Raw genomic sequence first — 18,550 nt, forward strand, 5'->3', positions numbered from 1 at the left:
CGCTTTTCGCGTATGTCAGCCAAGATCACGCGCCTGCGGATAGCGGGTTTCAAGAGTTTCGCCGATCCCGCCACGATTGATATCCTTCCCGGCCTGACGGGCATTGTCGGGCCGAATGGATGTGGCAAGTCCAACGTCGTCGAGGCCCTGCGCTGGGCCATGGGAGAGAGCTCCGCCCGTGCCCTCCGTGGCGGAGAACTCGATGATCTGATTTTTGCAGGCACAAGCGCCCGCGCCGCGCGCTCTCTGGCGGAAGTCACGCTCTGGCTGGAGGACGCAACCGGCCTCGCTCCGCATCCATTTGGCGAGGCAGATGGGCTCGAGATCTGTCGACGGGCCGAGCGCGGTTCCGGCAGCGATTTCCGGCTGAATGGGCGTGCCTTGCGCGCTCGCGACATCACGACCATGTTCGCCGATCTTTCCTCCGGCGCGCGCAGTTCCTCCATCGTCAGCCAGAATCGCGTGAGCGCCCTCATCAGTGCAAAGCCGGAAGAGCGACGCTCGCTGCTCGAAGAGGCCGCAGGGATAAGCGGGCTGCATGCCCGACGCCACGATGCGGAACTCAAACTTCGTCAGGCCGAGGGCAATATCGAGCGCAGCGAGGATCTGCGGCAGCAGATCGAACTGCGCCTGGAACAGCTCGACGCCCAATCGACCCAGGCGCGTGCCTATCGCGGTCTCTCCGAGGCCATACGCGATGATGAGGCTGCCCTTTCCTGGCTGGTGCACAAGCGCGCTGCGCTTTTGGTGGAGCGTACCGAGGCCCTGCTTGCGGAAGCGGAACGCCAGCGTGACGAGGCCGGGCGCGGTGCCGAAACCGCTGAGAAAGCCAGCGCCTCCCACAAGGAGAGAGTTCTCTCCCTGCGTGAAACGGTGGAGACACTACGTGCGGCACGTGACCGACTTCGGGTCACCACGGAGACAATCCGGGAATCACTGACACAATCCCGCGCAGCCTGTGCCCAAACTAGATCCCATCAGGAGCAGCGACTCACCGATCAGAGTATCGCCCGGGCACGCATCGACGAGGCGATCACAAGGCGGCACACGCTGCAAACCAGCCTCGAGGAACTCGATGCCCTTCTGGCGGCATTGCCTGAAACACTCGTAGAAAAGCAGGAGGCCGCCCGGCAATCCGCGATAGCCCTGAGCGACATCGCGACGGAAGTCGCAAGGCGAAGCGAGACGCTTGCACGGGACCGGCTTGCCGCAGAGACACTTGCCAAAGACCATGAGTCCTCCGCGCAGCGCCTTGCCACGCTCGAAACCGAAGAAACCGCACTGTCCGGGACGATCGCCACGCTTCAGGCCGAGATGCCTGACGAGGCGGCTTTGCAGACACTCCAGTCAGGACTGGATGAGAAGCGCCAGACCCGCCAGCGCCATGAGCGGGAGCTGACCGTCCTGACGAAGCGTCACCAGGACGCGCGCCTGGCGGTGGCGGCAGCCGAGCAGAGTGTCGGCCAGGCCCGACGAGATTCCGATCAGACCCGCGAGACACTCAAGGGGCTGGCAGAGCGTCATGATGGTCTCCTGCGCCAGATCACCTCTCATGAAGCCGAACTCTCTGCTCTCGAAGCGTCCCGGATGGACGATGAGGCCTTGGCGCGGGAAGACTCTCTTGTTGTCACCCTGCGCCAAGCGCTGGACGAGGCACGCCGCACCGCCGAGGCGTGTCAGGAAGGTCTGACGCGATCGCAACAGGCGCAGGCTGAAGCCGAGGCCGAAGCCGGAAGCATTGCACGTCAATATGCGTTGCTCGAGAAAGAGCATGAACAGGCGCAGCAGGCTTGCGCGCGGCACGATTCGCAAAGCCAGGTATCCGAGGACCAGCGCCGTGAATTGCTTGCGGGTCTCCCAGATCAGGGCAAAGTCGAAGCGGCGCGCCTGAAGCGGGAAGAGACAGAGGCTCGCCTTCAGTCCCTGAATTTCGAACGGGAAGCACTCTCTGCCGAGCGGAATACCTGCCAGCGCGAATGGGACAGCACGAGCGCCGCCAGCCAGACAGCCGCTGCACGACTCATGGCGTTGCAAACCCAGCATGAGGCGCTGCAAGCGGTGCGAGCCGGTACTCTTCTTCACGATCCCCTCGTGGAAACGCTTGTCGTTCCCGCGGGACTGGAACGCGCTGTCGCCGTGGCGCTGGACCAGACGCTGGAAGCATCGCTCGATGCCAGCGAGAGCCGCGCATGGGTCATTCTCCCTGAACTCGAAGCCCGCTCCTTCCCACCGGAATGCCAGGTGCTTCACACGCTGATGTCCGCGCCACCTGCGCTTTCCCGTTGTCTGTCAGGGATTGCCCTGGTTGAGAATGAGGCAACGGGGAGAAGGCTTCAGTCAGCTCTGTTGCCGGGGCAATGCCTTGTCAGCCGGGACGGCGCCCTGTGGCGCTGGGACGGGTATCGTGACACGGGCACCCTGCCCTCGGGCGCTCTTGGGCCAGTCGAAACAATGGCTCGGCTGCGCAAACTGGAGGATGAGATCCAGTCGGTCGAGGCGGAACTGCCCGGATTGCGAGCGCGGGAAGCAGAAAACCAATCCCGTTATAACGATCTGACCGCATGCCTCGGCACGCTGCGCGAGGCCATGCACCGTGACGAAACACTCCTGCCCGGGTTGCGTCGTGAGGAGGAGGCGCTTCTGGCGCAACAGAACCGTGTAACAGGTCAGCTGGCTCTGCTTGAGGAGCGTCGCAGCGAGGCCGCGATCCAGCACGAAGAAGCGCAACGCCGCGCCGAGAATGCCAGCGCGGCGCTGAAAAGTCTCCCTTCCAGGGAGAGCGTGGAGGCCAAACGCTCATTGACGCAGCGTGTCGCGAACGCAGCCAGAGAAGCCCATACCGAAGCGCAGGCGAAAGCACGAGAAGCAGAGACGGCCCATTCTCAGGCCCGGGAGCATGCGACCCGGCTTCGCCTCCAGGAGGAGGCCCGCAGCGCAAAGACAGTGACGCTCAGGGCTGTGCTCGGTCAGGCGCATCTTGACCGGCAGGACGTCGCTGCACGGCGGACGGAGCTCGAGGCCCGCGATCACGAGACGACGCTTGATGGCGCGCAGGCCGCGCTTCGAAGCAGGCGCGACATGCTGCAAACCATCGAGCGAGAGCTGGAAATATCGCGTGAAGCGAGTGAGACGCTGGGGCGGGAGATCGGTGCGGCAGCCCGTGACCTTCAGACGAGGCGTGATCTCAGGCTTGGCCTGACCAGTCGACTTTCGGCTCTTATACCACAGCACGATGCTTTGGTGAGAAGCCTGGAGACGCTGCACGCGCATCGCGAAAGCCTATCCCCGGTGCCGGATCTGGCGCCGAGTGAACTGGAACTGGCACGGTGCCGTGAGGCCGAGACAGCGCGCCGTGAGCAGGATCAGGCCTGCCAGCGTTCCCTGCGTGAAACCGAGTCAAACCTGACGACCGCCACGCAGGAGAAAGCTCAGATCATCCTGCGCCGGACCGAGGCTGACTCCCTGATCAAGAGCCTTGAGGACGATCTTGCTCGCCTTGCAGAACGCGTGACCGAAGGCACTGCAGAGCTTGCCCGTGTCGAGGCAGAAGCAGCCCGGCTCGAAATGAGTACAGAACACAATGCCGATGCGCTCAGGGAAGCAGAAAGCGACTTTTCTGCTGCGGCTGAGGCTCTCGCAGAAATCGACCTTGCCATCGAAGCCCTCACCCAAACGCACCGCGAAGAGGAACAGCGCTGCGCAACCGCGCGAGAGACCGCCATACGGCTCCAGGAGCGGCTCGAACAGGCGCGCGCCCAACTTGCCAAGCTGGCAGAGACACGCGTCGATCTCCCGGAGCAATCCTTCGATCTACCTCTGACGGAGCAGAGCGAAACCACGCTCAAGCGTCGTCTGTCACGCAACGAGAAAGAGCGTGAAGCGCTCGGCCCCGTGAATCTTCTCGCGGAGCAGGAATATGCCGATGCCCGCAGCCAGTCGGACCATCTGGCGCGCGAGCATGCCGAGCTAGAATCGGCGATCAATCGTTTGCGGGGCTCTATCAATGCCCTGAAAAAGGAAGGACGCGAGCGGCTCCAGTCCGTCTTTGTCGAGGTGGACCGTCACTTCCAGTCCCTCTTCAGCCGCATGTTCAATGGCGGGAAGGCGCATCTCGGTCTTGTAGGAAGCGATGATCCACTCGAGGCTGGTCTGGAAATCTTCGCCCAGCCTCCGGGCAAGAAACTCTCGACCCTCTCTTTGCTCTCGGGGGGCGAGCAGGCTCTCACCGCGCTGTCGCTCATCTTCGCGACCTTCAAGTGCCAGCCCTCGCCGCTGTGCATTCTGGACGAGGTCGATGCCCCACTGGACGATGCCAATGTCGAGCGGCTCTGCGGCTTGCTGAAGGACATGGCGGAGGAGGCCCAGACGCGCTTCCTGATCGTGACCCATCACCAGCTGACCATGGCGCATATGGACAGGTTGTTCGGCGTGACCATGCAGGAGCGCGGCGTCAGCCAGGTTCTCTCGGTCGATCTGTCGCTGGCAGCCAGTTTCGCGGAAAGCGGGTCTCTCGCAGTGGTGCCCTGAGGCGAAGCGGTTATAACCATGTCTTTATTGTGTTTTTCTCCCGATCCTGCCCATAATGACGGTTTCGACATGAAGTCACATTGAAAGGCCGATCCGATTTCGTTTTCCCCACCGCCTCCTCCCGATCTTTCCCGACTGAGCGCCGGTCGTGGTTTGCGCGTAGTGGGCGATGTGCATGGCGATCTCACGGCTTTCGAGCATGCTGTGGCAACCGACCGCTTCATCATCCAGCTCGGGGATCTCGTCGATCACGGGCCAGACAGCGCAGGCACATTGAGGCTGATGCTGGATCTGATCGATGACGGGCGCGGACTGTTCATTCTTGGCAATCATGATCGCAAACTCGGGCGTGCGCTCGAGGGCCGAAGACTGAGGCGCGACCCGCCGCTGGAAGAGACGCTGCACCAGCTCTCTGGACCTGTTCAGGCAGGCTTGCGCGAGCGGGCCTATGAGGCCATCGCGGAAGCACCGGCCTGGATCGTACAGGACGATCTGATCTTCGTGCATGGCGGATTTCACACCGACATGCTGATCGAGGCCCCGCCCCCCGCTCTCGGTTCGATGACGCCTCTCCTGTCGCGCGCGCTTTTCGGTGAGACGACAGGACGGATGCAGCCCGATGGTTATCCGGAAAGACGGTTGCGCTGGATCGATCATATTCCTGAGGGTCATGTCGTCTATTGCGGTCACGACCGCCGCTCGACCGATGGGCGTCCCTGGATAAGGGACGGACGCAATGGAGGTCGCGCTATTTTCACTGACCTTGGCGCCGGAAAAGGCGGCCATCTAGCCTGGATTGATCTGGATGTCTGAACACGAAACACGCGCCCTTCTCGAACAGCACCGGCAAAGCATCGACAATATCGACGCGGCGCTGATTCACATGCTGGCTGAGCGCTTTCGCCAGACCCAGGCCGTCGGGGAGCTCAAGGCCCGCTCCGGCCTCCCGGCAGCCGACCCTGCACGTGAGGCCCGGCAGATCGAGCGTTTGCGCCAGCTTGCCTCTTCGGCGCGCCTCGATCCGGACTTCGCGGAAAAGTTCCTTGCGTTCATCATCAAGGAAGTGATCCGTCATCATGACTCGATTGCCGGGCGCAGTCCGCGCTGAGTTGGAGCCGACCATGACGACGCATCGGATCATTTTCGTCAGACATGCCGAAGCCGCACCCGAAATGCTTGGGGGCAATGACCGCGACCGACCATTGACCGAACGCGGCGAGCGCGACGCCAGGAACATCGGCCACAAACTGGCGAGGCTCGACTTCGATCTCTCGAATGTCCATCTGTGGCATAGCACCGCGAAACGAACCACCCAGACGGCAGGAGCCATTGCAGCCTGCCTTCCCGTCTCCCGGGAAGTGTTCGGGCTCGATGCGCTCTACGATCTCGACCTCTATGGCATTCTTGAATTGCTGCGTGAGACGCCAGGATCCGTACAGACCCTGATCATCGTAGGGCATAACCCCGCCATTGCCGAGACATGTCGTCATCTTGCCAGCGATGCCATTGATGGCCCTGTGGCACGAGAACTGATGCAGGGTTATGAGCCGGGAACGGCGACCTTGTTTACCCTTGGATCGGACTGGGCAGGATTGTCTCCCAACACGGCGTGTCTTGGCGCCGTGATTCGTCCTTGAGGCCCGTCTGGTCGGAGTCCTCACCCATATGTTGATTGCCTCCGTGCGGCACAATTCGTAAGGCGTTTTTCATGGCTGATCACGACACCAACGGATCCATTCCCGAAACGGCGACCCTCAGCATTGGCGAGCGCTCTGCCGAATTTCCCCTGCTCAAGGGAACGCTCGGCCCAGATGTGGTCGATATCCGCAAGCTCACCGCCCAGACCCAGATGTTCTCCTTCGATCCTGGTTATGGCGAGACAGCATCCTGTCAGAGCGCCATCACCTTCATCGATGGTGACGAGGGCGTCTTGCTGCATCGCGGCTACCCTATCGAGCAGCTTGCCACCGAGGCCAGCTTCGTCGAGACAGCCTATCTTCTGGTTTATGGGGACCTGCCCAATCGCGAGGATTATGACCGTTTCCAGCAGGACCTGAAGGAACAGGCGCTGCTCCATGAGCAGATCAGGAATTTCTTCAACGGCTTTCGCCGTGATGCTCATCCTATGGCCATTTTATGCGGCACGGTTGCGGCGCTTTCGGCCTTCTACCCCGACGCTGTCGATATCTCCCATGAGGCCTCACGCGACCTCTCGACACGCCGTCTGATCGCCAAGGTGCCGACAATCGCTGCCTGGGCCTATAAATACACCGTGGGCGAGCCTTTCGTTTATCCCGATAACAGCCTGACCTTCTCTGAAAACTTTCTGAAGATGCTGTTTGCCCGCCCTAACGCGGAATACAAGGTCAACCCGGTTCTCGCGCGCGCCATCGATCGCATCCTGATCCTGCACGCAGATCACGAGCAGAATGCCTCGACCTCCACAGTGCGTCTGGTTGGCTCGACCGGCGCAAACCCCTTCGCCTGTATTGCCGCCGGTATCGCGGCGCTCTGGGGACCGGCCCATGGCGGCGCCAATGAGGCCGTGTTGGGCATGCTCGCCCAGATCGGAACCAAGGAAAATATCCCTGCCTTCATCGCTCAGGTCAAAAACCGCGAGAGCGGCGTGCGGCTGATGGGATTCGGCCATCGCGTCTACAAGAATTTCGACCCGCGAGCCAAGATCATGGAACAGACCTATCACGAGGTCGTCTCCGAGCTTGGGCTGAAGCACGACCCGATGTTCGATCTCGCGGCAGAGCTCGAGCGCATAGCGATCAACGATCCCTACTTCGTACAGCGCCGACTCTACCCGAATGTCGATTTCTATTCGGGGCTCATTCTGAGAGCCATGGGCATTCCAACTTCGATGTTCACCGTTCTCTTCGCCGTTGCACGAACGGTCGGCTGGATCAGTCAGTGGCGTGAGATGATCGAAGAGCCGGGACAGCGTATCGGCAGGCCGCGCCAGCTCTACATAGGCGAGACACGGCGCGACTTCGTACCGCTTTGTCGTCGAAGCTGACACCACGCAGCAAGTGTCTGGAAACACAAAAAGCCGGGGCTACTCCCCGGCTTTTTCTTGACCCGTATCGTTGCAGACCTCTTCGGACAATGGCGCTTTTCAGCGATCAGGCCGAAAAGACGGTCTCAGCAATCGCAGCCCGGCGTCGCACCCTTGTCCTGGCGGACAATATGATGATCGATCCATTCAGAAACCAGACGGCGCGCCTCGTTCAGGGACGCCTCCGGGTGGTGGATGCGATAAAGGGTCGTGCATGCGGTGAAAGCCTGGATGTCAGGCTGGCCCACTTCCCGCAATTCTTCATACGCCGTGATCACGGCGCGTTCGCACTTTCGGGAAATGCGGTTGAGATCGACAGTCACGCAAACTGGTCCTAGTTGAGAATTATTTTCAATTGGCGCATTCTAAATCTTTTCCGATGGTAAATGCAAGCACGGCCTATGGAACGAAAGCGCGAGGATTTTCTCTTCTTATTTGTCTTACTTTTCTCGCAAAGGGCGGATAATCCTGCATCGCTATAGATTATGGAGTGATAACAGATGGCTCTCAGCAACGAGATCAATGGTGGCGCGGTTCGTCAGACACAGTGGGACCGGGATGCCGCGCTGACGACGGCGCGTATCCTGCTGGAAATCAAGGCCATCAATTTCCGGCCTGACGAGCCCTACACCCTGACCTCGGGCTGGAAGTCCCCCGTCTATATCGATTGCCGCAAGATCATCTTCTTCCCACGCGCCCGCGCGAAGATCGTCGAACTCGCCGTCGAGAAGATTGGCCGTCATATCGGCTATGAGAGCATCGATTGCGTGGTCGGTGGTGAAACCGCGGGCATTCCGTTCGCCGCCTGGATTGCCGATCGCATGATGGCTCCGATGGCCTATGTGCGTAAAAAGCCCAAGGGCTTTGGCCGCAACGCCCAGATCGAAGGCGATGTGCCGGAATCGATGCGGACGCTCCTGGTTGAGGATCTGACCACGGATGGCGCCTCGAAAGTCCGCTTCGCCAATGCGCTACGTTCAGCAGGCGCCCTCGTCGATCATACCTTTGTCGTGTTTTTTTACGGCGTGTTCCCCGGCGCGCAAAAAACGCTCGCCGACATGAATGTGTCCCTGCATTCGCTCTGCACCTGGTGGGACGTGCTCGAGGCCTGTTCGGGTGCCAATTACTTCTCGGAAAGCGACATTCACGAGGTCCGTCGCTTCCTAGAAGATCCCTGTGGCTGGTCCAAGGCCCATGGTGGCGTCGGGAGCGCCGAGGAAGCCGCAGCCCTCAAGGCCAAGGCGGAGGGCTGACTTGCCCCTGCCCCCCGGGCGCGTTCTGGCCTTTGATTCGGGCATCGGCGGACTGGGTGTGGTGCAGGCTTTGCGCACCACCCTGCCCCCCGGTACCCGGATTGACTATCTGGCCGATAACGCTCTCTTTCCTTATGGCGAGCAGGAAGATCCAGTGCTCGTCGCGCGTATCCTTTCCCTCATGGAAGACCGTATCGCGCGAGTGCGGCCCGATGTCGTGCTGATCGCCTGCAATACCGCCAGCACAATCGCGCTCGACGCCCTGCGCGCGCGTTTTGCCGTGCCGTTTGTCGGTTGCGTCCCGCCGGTGCGCTGGGCTGCCCGGGTGAGCCAGACCCGCGTGTTCGGTCTGCTCTCCACGAGAGGAACGGCGCGACGTCCTTATCTGCGCAGCCTGCGTGACACCTATGCAGCAGATTGCGAGATGATCGTCCATGGCGCTCGCGCCCTCGCCGATCTCGCGGAGAAAGCCTATCTGGGCGAGGCAGTCGATGACCGGCTCGTGGCCGAAGAGCTTCGTCATCTCTTCGAGGCGCCGAATGGCGAGCGTATCGACACGATAGGACTAGGCTGTACGCATTACACGTTTCTCAACGAGGCGTTTCTGAGACTCTGCCCGCCGGATATCCACTGGCTGGATCCCGCCATTCCGGTTGCTCAACAGGTCGGGCGCATTCTCGATCAGCGCTCACCGAGCGCGAGCGGTACCGATCTCCCCGAAACACTCTGCCTCACGGGGCCGACCCCCACCCAGGAAGCGCTCGAAAAAGCCGTTGCCCGGCTTGGCTATAACAAGATCACGATCGTGGAACACGCCAGCGTCTGAGATGGCGCGCCTTACCGCATTGCGGTGACGCCTCACATACCCTCAACACCTGACGGCCCAGTCCGACTTTAACGCCAGACACGCGCTATCCCTGATAATGCCGGGGGCGTGTCAGGCCGGCCCAGAGCCCAATCCCTGCCCGTTCGGTGAACCAGCTATGCCGTTAATTGGCGCGGCTGACCGTGTAGGATGCGGCGTCGATCATCAGGCGACGGATGGGGCTGTCAGGGAAGATCGACAAGGCCTCGATGGCCGCATCGGCATAGACGCGCGCGCGATCGAGCGTGGTCTGGATGGCGCCCGTCTTTTCGATCAGAGCGAGTGCGTGAGGCAGATCCTCCTCGGTCTGGTCACCCGTCTCGATCACGCGCAGCCAGAAGCCGCGCGCAGCTTCATCACCGGCATTGAAGGCGGCGAGAACCGGCAGGGTGATCTTGCCTTCGCGCATATCATCGCCCACCGTCTTTCCCAGAACCTGCTGGTCGGCAGCATAATCGAGCGCGTCATCGACAAGCTGGAAGGCCATGCCCAGATTGGTGCCATAAGCTTCCAGCGCGGCCTCCTCGGCCTCGGGGCGTTCTGCCACGACCGCGCCCACCCGACAGGCGGCCGCAAAAAGCGCGGCCGTCTTGCCATGGATGACTTCCAGATATTTCTCGATCGGCGTCGAGAGATCATTCTGGGTTGCCATCTGCAACACCTCGCCTTCTGCGATGGTGGCAGAGGCGGCGGACAAAATGGCCATTACCTTAAGCGACCCGTCGGCGGTCATGAGCTGGAAAGACCGCGCAAACAGGAAATCACCCACCAGAACGGAGGCCTTGTTACCGAACACCGCGTTGGCAGAGGCCAGACCACGGCGCAAGGTGCTCTCATCGACCACGTCATCATGCAGCAGGGTTGCGGTGTGGATGAACTCGACGCAGGCCGCAAGCCCGACGTGACGCTGCCGCTCGGGAGAAGGCTCGTAGCCGCACAGACGCGCCGAAGCGAGCGTGAGAAGCGGGCGCAGACGTTTACCGCCTGCCGCGACCAGATGCGCGCCGAGCTGCGGAATAAGCGGTACCGGGCTCTGCATGCGCGCCACGATCTCGCGATTGCAGGATTCCATGTCGTCACGAAGAAAATCGGAGAGCGCATTCAGAGCGGAACGTTCTCCGCTGGCTGGGCTGGCTACGCTGTTCTGTTCCTGAGCCTTCGTATCGGTCAGGCTGTCGGCACCACCCAAGGCAACTCTCCACTTCCTACTTGGCCACTGACGACCCTGATGCAGTATAAGGCATGTGCCGGGTTTCGTCCCGGCGCAGGAACACACCGAGGCAGAAACCGACTTTCATGCATGACCCAGCCAGACCGGATCACCAGCCCTCTGACAGTCAAAACCATATGAGCGGCAGGACCGTTCCGGTCAACCCGGCCACCTTAAAAGCTGAGGCCGCAGAGGTGACTACCGAGGAAACCATGACCGGTTATCTGCTCGACAGACGCGTGCACTACCGGCAATTCACCCAAGGGTATCGAACCGGCATCGAGCCGGTTCTCATGGCGGCTTTCGTGCCGGCACAGCCCGGCCAGAGTATTCTGGAGGCCGGGTGCGGCGCCGGAGCAGGTCTGCTCTGCCTTGCAACACGCTGCCCCGGTATTGCGGGGGTCGGGCTTGAAGCCGATCATGCCACGGCCTCGCTTGCGCAGAGCAACATGGAGGAAAACAGCCTTGGTGAACGGATCACGGTCGTCACCGGCAGTCTCCCCGATATTCCCCCTTCCCTGCGCCATATGACCCCGGGAGCGAATGGCCGGTTCCACCATGCGATGGCAAACCCGCCCTGGCACCCGGCCAACCATACGGGAGCGGAAGACGCCCGTCGCAGACTTGCGATGACCATGCCTGAGGGTGGATGGGTCGCGTGGATCTCGGCATTGTCGCGCTGGATCCTGCCCGGAGGCAGCCTTACCCTCGCCCTCCCCGCCGCGGTCATCGACCTTGCCTGTGAGGCCATGCGCGGTTCAGGCTTCGGCGGCCTTGTTCTCTGCCCCCTCTGGCCCAAACAGGGACGAAGCGCAAAGATTGTCCTGCTACGCGGAATCTGGGGAGGGAAAGGCGTGTTCCGCCTGATGCCGGGCCTGATCCTGCACAGGGATGAGGGCGGCTATACGGCGCAGAGCGAGGCCATTCTGCGCGGGATGGAAGCACTGAAATAGACTGCACCTGACCGTTGCAGGGTTTGCCCATACAATCAGGTTGCGGCATGAGCCCCCGAGGGAGGCGCGCCGACAGTAGATATCGTTATGGCTTGGAGTGCAGAGGTGGCGGATTACCCCGCCACCCTTTCGCTCAGGAAGCGAACACATCCGCCTCGAAAGCTTCTTCCCACGATCCGGAGGTGGAAGCGCGCGAGTATTCCGTCGAACGGTTCTCAAAGAAGTTGGCGTGTTCGACGGCATTGAGCATATCATCCAGCCAGGGCAGCGGATTCTCCTCGATGCCATAGAAAGGATCGAGCCCCAGCTGCGTCATGCGACGATCAGCGATGAAGCGGATATAGCGCTTCACCTGATCGGCGCTCAGCCCCTCGACATCGCCCATCTCGAAAGCCAGATCGATGAAGGCGTCTTCGTGCTCGACCGTGGTCGCGCAGATTTCGGCAAGTTCCTTCTGGAAGTCTTCCGTCCAGATCTCCCGGTTTTCACGCACAAAGGTGCGAAACAGCCGGATCATCGACAGGCAGTGCAGCGTTTCGTCACGCACGGACCAGGAGACAATCTGCCCCATGCCCTTGAGCTTGTTGAAACGCGGGAAGTTCAACAGGATTGCGAAAGAGGCGAAGAGCTGAAGCCCTTCCATGAACGCACCGAAGGCGGCCATGGTCTTGGCGATCTCGCGCTTGTTGTCGATATTGAAGGACTGCATGAAATCATACTTGTCCTTCATCTCCTTGTATTTCAGGAATGCCGAGTACTCGGTCTCGGGCATGCCGATGGTGTCAAGCAGATGCGAATAGGCGGCGATGTGGATCGTCTCGATATTCGAGAAGGATGACAGCATCATCAGCACTTCGGTGGGTTTGAAGACCTGGCTGTAATACTTCATGTACGCCGAGTTCACCTCGACATCCGCCTGGGTGAAGAAGCGAAAGATCTGCGTGACCAGATGGCGCTCGGACTCGCTGAGCGTACGATGCCAGTCCTTCACATCATCGGCCAACGGCACTTCTTCGGGCAGCCAGTGCACGCGCTGCTGGATCAGCCAAGCGTCATAGGCCCACGGATAGCGAAAGGGCTTGTAGACCGGATTGGCGGTCATGAGGTCGAAATGCTGTTCTTCGGCGTGCGATACGCCCGAACCGTTAGTTTCGCTCATCGGCTTTTCCTGATTCTGGGATTCTGGAGATTCTTGTGGGGGTCGTTGGTTTTGTTCGGGCTGAGCGTCAGCACGATATCGCCCTGGGCATCGGTCAGCAGCAGCGTACCCTGATCGACCTGCCAGCCCACAACTTTTCGCGCGGCAGCAAAAAACGTGTCTTCCTGGCTCATGCGGCTGCCGGGACAGGCCATTCGGGTTCCCGCCATAGGACCGAAGGTGAGAGCGTTACCACTTGCCGTCACCCGGCCCATGAGGCGGTTGCATCCACCTGTGCCAGACAGAAAGCCATCGGCACGAAAGGTCAGAAAAGCCGGGGTCGTGGGATCGACGGCATCAGAGCCGATCCGATCGATCACCCAGTTGCCGACCAGAGCACTGGGAAGAGGCGATGCAACGGCCTCAACCACGAGGGCTGTCTGGTCTGGCACCGCGCCGAGGCCCATGACTGCCTCCTTGCTGATATAGAGCAAAGAGGTGCCATTTCTGATATCGGCACGCAGGGCATAATGATGGCCCGGTTTCAGCGCCGAGGGATCATAACCCAGCGCATAGCCGAAGGTCTGACCGCCAACGGGTGAGAAAACCGTCTTGCTCAGCGTAATGGCGGGGGCGTCAGCCAGACTGACATCCTCCAGAACCACGCTCACCTGGGCATTGGGGGGCAGATCGACCGTCCCCTTGATTGTCACTGTGCCGCGCAATGTCGCGGCAGACATCTGGGTCTGAGCCTCGGCGCGCATGACACAATCCGGCAGTGAGCCGAGCAGAAGGGCCGATGCCAGAAAGGCTTTCGTCAGTGACCCTCTCACTGACATGAAAGGCATTCTTCATAGCTCGTCGTAGCAGCGGGCTTCTTGGCCGCTTCGGCAGCATTGGTGCTGTAATCCTCGTCTTCGAGGATATTGTTCTTCAGTGCCATGTCACTGACCGCATCGGCACGCTGGATAGACAGCGAGCGGCAGTAATAGAGCGACTTTACACCGCGCTTCCACGCCAAGAAATGGATCTGGTGCAGATCACGCTTGTGAATATCCGCAGGCAGGAACACGTTGATCGATTGCGCCTGACAGATGAAAGGCGCGCGATCCGCAGCGTGCTCGACCACCCAACGCTGGTCGAGTTCGAAGGCGGTCTTGTAGACGTCCTTCTCATCCTGGGTGAGGAAGTCAAGATGCTGGACAGAGCCCTTATTCAGGGTGATGGACGACCAGATCGCGTCGGTATTCTGGCCCTTCTGTTCGAGCAAATGCAGCAGGTGGCGGTTACGCACGGTGAAGGAGCCTGAGAGCGTCTTCTGCAGGAACACATTGGCAGAAATCGGCTCGATACCGGGGCTTGCATTACCGGCAATGATCGAGATCGACGCCGTCGGTGCAATCGCCATCTTGTTCGAAAAACGCTCCATGATGCCGTATTCGGCAGCATCAGGGCACGGACCAAGCAGTTCGGCCAGATGCTTCGAGGCGGCATCCGCCTGAACCTTGATCTGCTGGAAGATACGCTTGTTCCATACGCGCGCCATCACGCTTTCGAACGGGATGTTGCGGGCCTGCAGGAAGGAGTGGAAGCCCATCACCCCGAGCCCGACCGAACGCTCGCGCATCGCCGCATAACGCGCGCGTTCCATGTCATCCGGCGCGCGATCGATAAAGTCTTGAAGCACCCGGTCGAGGAACAGCATCACGTCCTCGATGAATTGCGGATTGTCCTTCCACTCTTCCCAGGTTTCGAGGTTGAGCGAGGACAGACAGCAGACAGCGGTCCGGTTCTTGCCGTGATGATCGAGGCCTGTCGGCAGGGTGATCTCGGCGCAGAGATTGGAGGTCTTGACCTCGAGCCCGGCAAGCTTGTGATGCTCGGGGCGCGCCTTGTTCACGTGATCGGAATAGATGATGTAGGGCTCGCCCTGCTCCATGCGGGCGGTCAGGATACGGATCCAGAGCTGGCGCGCCGGTATACTGCGGATGACGGCCATATCCTTGGGAGAACGCAGGCCCCATTCCTCGTCCTTCTCGACGGCGCGCATGAAGTCGTCTGTCAGCAGAACGCCGTGATGCAGGTTGAGTGCCTTGCGGTTCGGATCGCCACCCGTCGGGCGACGCATCTCCACGAACTCCTCGATCTCCGGATGCCAGACCGGCAGATAGACGGCCGCAGAGCCACGGCGCAGCGAGCCTTGCGAGATCGCAAGGGTCAGGCTGTCCATGACGCGGATGAACGGGATGACACCCGAGGTCTTGCCGTTCTTGCCGACATTCTCGCCGATAGAGCGCAGATTACCCCAATAGGACCCGATGCCGCCGCCCTTGGAGGCGAGCCACACATTTTCGTTCCACAGATCGACAATACCGCGCAGGCTGTCATCTGCCTCGTTGAGGAAGCAGGAAATGGGAAGCCCGCGCGTCGTGCCACCATTGGACAGAATCGGGGTGGCCGGCATGAACCAATGCTGCGAGATATAGTCATAAAGACGCTGGGCATGGGCAGCATCGGCACCATAATAAGAGGCGACGCGCCCAAACAGATCCTGATAGTGTTCACCCGGCAGGAGATAACGGTTATCGAGCGTCGCACGCCCGAAATCCGTCAGAAGGGCATCGCGTGAGCGGTTGACGCGCACGGGGTGATGACCCTCAAGCTGGACGACATCGTCGAACATATCAGGCTCGGCTTCAATGTCCTGGGGAGCGCGGGCACAGGGCTCTGGCAGGGTATCAGCCGCTTCGGTCTCAGCCTCACGGGTCGTGTCTTCTAGCAGGCTCACGGGCTATCTCCCCAAGATCAAATCGAGATCAGTAACGCTCATTCCGTGTGTCCTCTTGGCGCAAGTCCGCCGGTCGAGACAAGCAATATATCGGGTTAAATTTCGCCCCGGACACTACATCTGGTGTTGACAGGCCCAGAAGCCCTTGGGGAACCTAGAGTTCCACGATCCGGCTGATTTAACGTAGCGCAATCCGCGTGACCCCGATGACACAGCTGCCCGGGATGAACATTTGTCGCTCCCCTGCGTTGGCTGACCAACCGACCCCGATCGGGCTTCGGAAACGCAGGAGATCCCTCTATGACGATCAAGAAATCAGCCAGTGCGCAGTGGAGTGGCGGCCTCAAGGATGGCAAGGGCACCATCTCGACCCAGAGCGGCGCCCTTTCCGAGCAGCCTTATGGCTTCAACACACGATTCGAGGACAAGCCCGGTACGAACCCCGAGGAACTGATCGGCGCAGCCCATGCCGGTTGCTTCACCATGGCGCTCTCCATGATCCTCGGTGAGGCAGGCCTGACGGCGACTTCGCTCGAGACGAAGGCGACCGTCTCCCTCGACAAGACAGAGGGCGGGTTCGAAATCTCGGCCATCCATCTCGACCTCAAGGGCAGCGTTCCCGGCGCCGATCAGGCGAAGTTCGAAGAGCTCGCGACCAAGGCGAAGAATGGCTGCCCCGTTTCACAGCTCTTCAAAGCCGATATCAGCCTGACCGCGAGTCTGGCCTGATATCGTTTCGTGGCCGCCCCCTCGGGGGCGGCCATGACGTATACTTAACGCCCGCGGTGCCAGCTATTCTGTGCTTGATCACGTAGGAGGTGATCGACCAGCAGACACGCCATCATTGCCTCTGCCACCGGCACGGCACGGATGCCGATACAGGGATCATGACGTCCCTTGGTGATCACGTCGATATTTTCGCCTTCGCGATTGACGGAAGGGACCGGCACCAGAATTGAGCTGGTAGGCTTGATGGCAAAACGCGCGGCGATGGGCTGCCCGGTTGAAATGCCACCCAATATACCACCGGCCCGGTTACGCTCGAAATGCAGGACGCCGTCGCGCATGCGCATGGGATCGGCATTGTCCTCTCCACGCAGCGTTGCCACTCCAAAGCCCTCTCCGATCTCAACAGCCTTGACGCCATTGATACCCATCAGTGCCGCGGCAAGTTCGGCATCCAGCTTGCCATAAAGGGGCGCCCCGAGCCCTGCCGGGAAATTTTCCGCCACAACTTCCACCAGTGCGCCGATAGAGGATCCATCCTTGCGCACACTGGCCAGCAGCCCTTCCCACTCGACTGCCGTTACCGGATCGGGGCAGAAAAGCGGGTTGCGGCTTACTTCATCCCAATCCCAGCGTGTGCGGTCGACAGCCAAGCCACCAACCTGCACGAGGGCGGCACGAATGACCGCGGCCTTGCCGAGCAACTCGGCAATCACGCGGCGCGCCACCCCCCCTGCCGCGACCCGACAGGCGGTTTCACGCGCCGAAGATCGACCGCCGCCACGATAATCGCGATGGCCGTATTTCAGGTCATAGGTCACATCGGCATGGCCAGGGCGATAACGCGAGGCAATGTCGGAATAGTCCTTGGACCGCTGGTCGGTATTCTCGATCATGAGCGAGATTGGCGTCCCGGTCGTACGCCCTTCGAACACGCCGGACAGAATGCGAACCTGATCCGCTTCCTGACGCTGGGTCGTGAATTTGGACTGCCCAGGGCGACGCCTGTCCAGCCAGGGCTGGATGTCGGCCTCGCTCAGGGCAATACCCGGCGGGCACCCATCCACCACGCAGCCAATCGCAGGCCCATGACTCTCGCCCCAGGTCGTGACCCGGAAAAGAGTGCCGAAGCTGTTATCCGACATGTCAGCCTTCTGAGGTGACGACGGCGATATCGGGCGCGTTCGGGTTTTTCATGCCAACGATATGATAGCCGCAATCCACATGATGCACTTCGCCGGTCGTCCCGGAGGAAAGATCGGACAGGAGATAAAGCCCCGACCCGCCAACATCCTTGAGAGAGACATTGCGCTCCATCGGTGCGTTGAGCTGGTTCCAGCGTAGAATATAGCGGAAGTCACCGATACCATTGGCGGCCAGCGTCATGATCGGGCCAGCCGAGATGGCGTTGACGCGGATGTTATCCTTGCCCAGATCGGCCGCCATGTACCGCACCGATGCTTCGAGCGCGGCCTTGGCCACACCCATCACGTTATAATGAGGCATGACGCGTTCGGCGCCGAGATAGGACAGGGTCAGGAGCGACCCCCCATCCGTCATGAGAGCGGCGGCGCGGCGCGCAACGGCGGTGAAGGAAAAGCACGAGATATCCATTGCCTTGAGAAAGGCGTCGCGAGGCGTATCGACATAGCGCCCGCGCAGGAACTGCTTGTCGGCCCAGCCAATGGCATGCACGACAAAGTCGATCTTGCCCCAGGCCTTCTCGATCTCATCGAAGGCGCGGTCGATATCCGCATCGTCGCCCACGTCGCACGGTATGACGAGACCAGCGCCCACGCTTTCCGCCAGCGGTCTGACGCGCTTGCCCAGAGCCTCGCCCTGATAGGTGAAGGCAAGCTCCGCCCCCTGTGCGGCGCAGGCAGAGGCGATGGCCCAGGCAATGGAGCGGTCATTGGCGACGCCCATCACTAGACCGCGCTTGCCCGCCATCAGCGTCCCGGTAGGGAGATCGAACGAAGCGGTGGACATGAGGCAGATCCCGGTTAATGTCAGAAAAAGAAATAAT

The 18,550-nt window shown here is 60.8% G+C and carries 16 protein-coding genes; 9 read left to right on the forward strand and 7 right to left on the reverse strand.

The genetic code is table 11. The features are described from left to right. Positions 1–12: 12 nt before the first annotated feature. From AA0535_RS12505 to AA0535_RS12525, 5 genes are all read left to right on the forward strand, one after another. The gene (locus AA0535_RS12505) at positions 13–4,527 is read left to right on the forward strand and encodes an AAA family ATPase (protein WP_264816756.1); all 4,515 of its coding nucleotides are present in this window, start codon (positions 13–15) and stop codon (positions 4,525–4,527) included. A gap of 96 nt (positions 4,528–4,623) precedes the next feature. Beyond that, the gene (locus AA0535_RS12510) at positions 4,624–5,340 is read left to right on the forward strand and encodes a metallophosphoesterase (protein WP_264817024.1); all 717 of its coding nucleotides are present in this window, start codon (positions 4,624–4,626) and stop codon (positions 5,338–5,340) included. Beyond that, a complete protein-coding gene (locus AA0535_RS12515; RefSeq protein WP_264816758.1) occupies positions 5,333–5,635 on the forward strand; it encodes a chorismate mutase in 303 nt (100 codons plus the stop codon). The genes AA0535_RS12510 and AA0535_RS12515 overlap by 8 nt, the downstream gene beginning before the upstream one ends. Before the next feature lie 13 nt (positions 5,636–5,648). After that, positions 5,649–6,164 (forward strand): SixA phosphatase family protein, encoded by a 516-nt coding sequence (locus AA0535_RS12520; RefSeq protein WP_264816761.1) that lies wholly within the window; start codon positions 5,649–5,651, stop codon positions 6,162–6,164. Between the two features lie 71 nt (positions 6,165–6,235). After that, on the forward strand, positions 6,236–7,552 hold the full coding sequence (locus AA0535_RS12525) for a citrate synthase (protein WP_264816763.1): 1,317 nt from the start codon (positions 6,236–6,238) through the stop codon (positions 7,550–7,552). Positions 7,553–7,677: 125 nt separating this feature from the next. Here the strand turns inward: AA0535_RS12525 and AA0535_RS12530 are convergent, their stop codons facing one another. Beyond that, a complete protein-coding gene (locus tag AA0535_RS12530) occupies positions 7,678–7,914 on the reverse strand; it encodes a hypothetical protein (RefSeq protein ID WP_127101041.1) in 237 nt (78 codons plus the stop codon). Between the two features lie 177 nt (positions 7,915–8,091). On the opposite strand from AA0535_RS12530, the gene AA0535_RS12535 reads away from it, so the two are divergent. Both AA0535_RS12535 and AA0535_RS12540 read left to right on the forward strand, forming a co-directional pair. Continuing rightward, a complete protein-coding gene (locus AA0535_RS12535) occupies positions 8,092–8,844 on the forward strand; it encodes an orotate phosphoribosyltransferase (RefSeq protein ID WP_264816765.1) in 753 nt (250 codons plus the stop codon). Position 8,845: 1 nt separating this feature from the next. Then, positions 8,846–9,670 (forward strand): glutamate racemase, encoded by an 825-nt coding sequence (locus AA0535_RS12540; protein WP_264816767.1) that lies wholly within the window; start codon positions 8,846–8,848, stop codon positions 9,668–9,670. A 163-nt stretch (positions 9,671–9,833) separates the two neighbouring features. Here the strand turns inward: AA0535_RS12540 and AA0535_RS12545 are convergent, their stop codons facing one another. Further along, on the reverse strand, positions 9,834–10,898 hold the full coding sequence (locus AA0535_RS12545) for a polyprenyl synthetase family protein (protein ID WP_264816770.1): 1,065 nt from the start codon (positions 10,896–10,898) through the stop codon (positions 9,834–9,836). Between the two features lie 158 nt (positions 10,899–11,056). Here AA0535_RS12545 and AA0535_RS12550 point away from each other — a divergent pair, with 158 nt between their 5' ends. Continuing rightward, positions 11,057–11,872, forward strand: coding sequence for a tRNA1(Val) (adenine(37)-N6)-methyltransferase (locus tag AA0535_RS12550; RefSeq protein WP_264816773.1), 816 nt, complete (start codon positions 11,057–11,059; stop codon positions 11,870–11,872). Positions 11,873–12,005: 133 nt separating this feature from the next. Here the strand turns inward: AA0535_RS12550 and AA0535_RS12555 are convergent, their stop codons facing one another. The 3 genes from AA0535_RS12555 to AA0535_RS12565 are packed head-to-tail and all read right to left on the reverse strand — an operon-like array spanning position 12,006 to position 15,693. Beyond that, positions 12,006–13,031 carry a ribonucleotide-diphosphate reductase subunit beta gene (locus AA0535_RS12555; protein ID WP_264816775.1) on the reverse strand — a complete coding sequence of 342 codons (1,026 nt, stop codon included), beginning with the start codon at positions 13,029–13,031 and terminating at the stop codon, positions 12,006–12,008. After that, the gene (locus AA0535_RS12560) at positions 13,028–13,849 is read right to left on the reverse strand and encodes an META domain-containing protein (RefSeq protein ID WP_264816777.1); all 822 of its coding nucleotides are present in this window, start codon (positions 13,847–13,849) and stop codon (positions 13,028–13,030) included. The genes AA0535_RS12555 and AA0535_RS12560 overlap by 4 nt, the downstream gene beginning before the upstream one ends. Beyond that, positions 13,840–15,693, reverse strand: a complete 1,854-nt coding sequence (locus tag AA0535_RS12565; RefSeq protein ID WP_264817025.1) for a ribonucleoside-diphosphate reductase subunit alpha — start codon at positions 15,691–15,693, stop codon at positions 13,840–13,842. The genes AA0535_RS12560 and AA0535_RS12565 overlap by 10 nt, the downstream gene beginning before the upstream one ends. Before the next feature lie 405 nt (positions 15,694–16,098). Between AA0535_RS12565 and AA0535_RS12570 the strand changes: the two genes are divergently transcribed. Further along, the gene (locus tag AA0535_RS12570; RefSeq protein ID WP_264816779.1) at positions 16,099–16,527 is read left to right on the forward strand and encodes an OsmC family protein; all 429 of its coding nucleotides are present in this window, start codon (positions 16,099–16,101) and stop codon (positions 16,525–16,527) included. Between the two features lie 44 nt (positions 16,528–16,571). On the opposite strand, the gene aroC is transcribed toward AA0535_RS12570, so the two are convergent. Both aroC and fabI read right to left on the reverse strand, forming a co-directional pair. Next, positions 16,572–17,669: a chorismate synthase gene (gene aroC, locus AA0535_RS12575; protein ID WP_264816781.1), complete on the reverse strand. Its 1,098-nt coding sequence runs from the start codon at positions 17,667–17,669 to the stop codon at positions 16,572–16,574. Between the two features lies 1 nt (position 17,670). Continuing rightward, positions 17,671–18,513, reverse strand: coding sequence for an enoyl-ACP reductase FabI (gene fabI, locus AA0535_RS12580; RefSeq protein ID WP_264816784.1), 843 nt, complete (start codon positions 18,511–18,513; stop codon positions 17,671–17,673). Between the last annotated feature and the right edge of the window lie 37 nt (positions 18,514–18,550).

It is taken from the genome of Asaia krungthepensis NRIC 0535 (genome assembly GCF_025995175.1).
In the GTDB taxonomy this organism is placed as follows: Bacteria; Pseudomonadota; Alphaproteobacteria; order Acetobacterales; family Acetobacteraceae; genus Asaia; species Asaia krungthepensis.

Excerpts from the sequence above, each read along its gene's own strand:
- AA0535_RS12505 (WP_264816756.1), top strand. The coding sequence starts at position 13 with ATGTCAGCCAAGATCACGCGCCTGCGGATAGCGGGTTTCAAGAGTTTC.
- AA0535_RS12515 (WP_264816758.1), top strand. The coding sequence starts at position 5,333 with ATGTCTGAACACGAAACACGCGCCCTTCTCGAACAGCACCGGCAAAGC.
- AA0535_RS12520 (WP_264816761.1), top strand. The coding sequence starts at position 5,649 with ATGACGACGCATCGGATCATTTTCGTCAGACATGCCGAAGCCGCACCC.
- AA0535_RS12525 (WP_264816763.1), top strand. The coding sequence starts at position 6,236 with ATGGCTGATCACGACACCAACGGATCCATTCCCGAAACGGCGACCCTC.
- AA0535_RS12535 (WP_264816765.1), top strand. The coding sequence starts at position 8,092 with ATGGCTCTCAGCAACGAGATCAATGGTGGCGCGGTTCGTCAGACACAG.
- AA0535_RS12550 (WP_264816773.1), top strand. The coding sequence starts at position 11,057 with ATGAGCGGCAGGACCGTTCCGGTCAACCCGGCCACCTTAAAAGCTGAG.
- AA0535_RS12555 (WP_264816775.1), bottom strand. The coding sequence starts at position 13,031 with ATGAGCGAAACTAACGGTTCGGGCGTATCGCACGCCGAAGAACAGCAT.
- AA0535_RS12560 (WP_264816777.1), bottom strand. The coding sequence starts at position 13,849 with ATGTCAGTGAGAGGGTCACTGACGAAAGCCTTTCTGGCATCGGCCCTT.
- AA0535_RS12565 (WP_264817025.1), bottom strand. The coding sequence starts at position 15,693 with ATGTTCGACGATGTCGTCCAGCTTGAGGGTCATCACCCCGTGCGCGTC.
- AA0535_RS12570 (WP_264816779.1), top strand. The coding sequence starts at position 16,099 with ATGACGATCAAGAAATCAGCCAGTGCGCAGTGGAGTGGCGGCCTCAAG.
- aroC (WP_264816781.1), bottom strand. The coding sequence starts at position 17,669 with ATGTCGGATAACAGCTTCGGCACTCTTTTCCGGGTCACGACCTGGGGC.
- fabI (WP_264816784.1), bottom strand. The coding sequence starts at position 18,513 with ATGTCCACCGCTTCGTTCGATCTCCCTACCGGGACGCTGATGGCGGGC.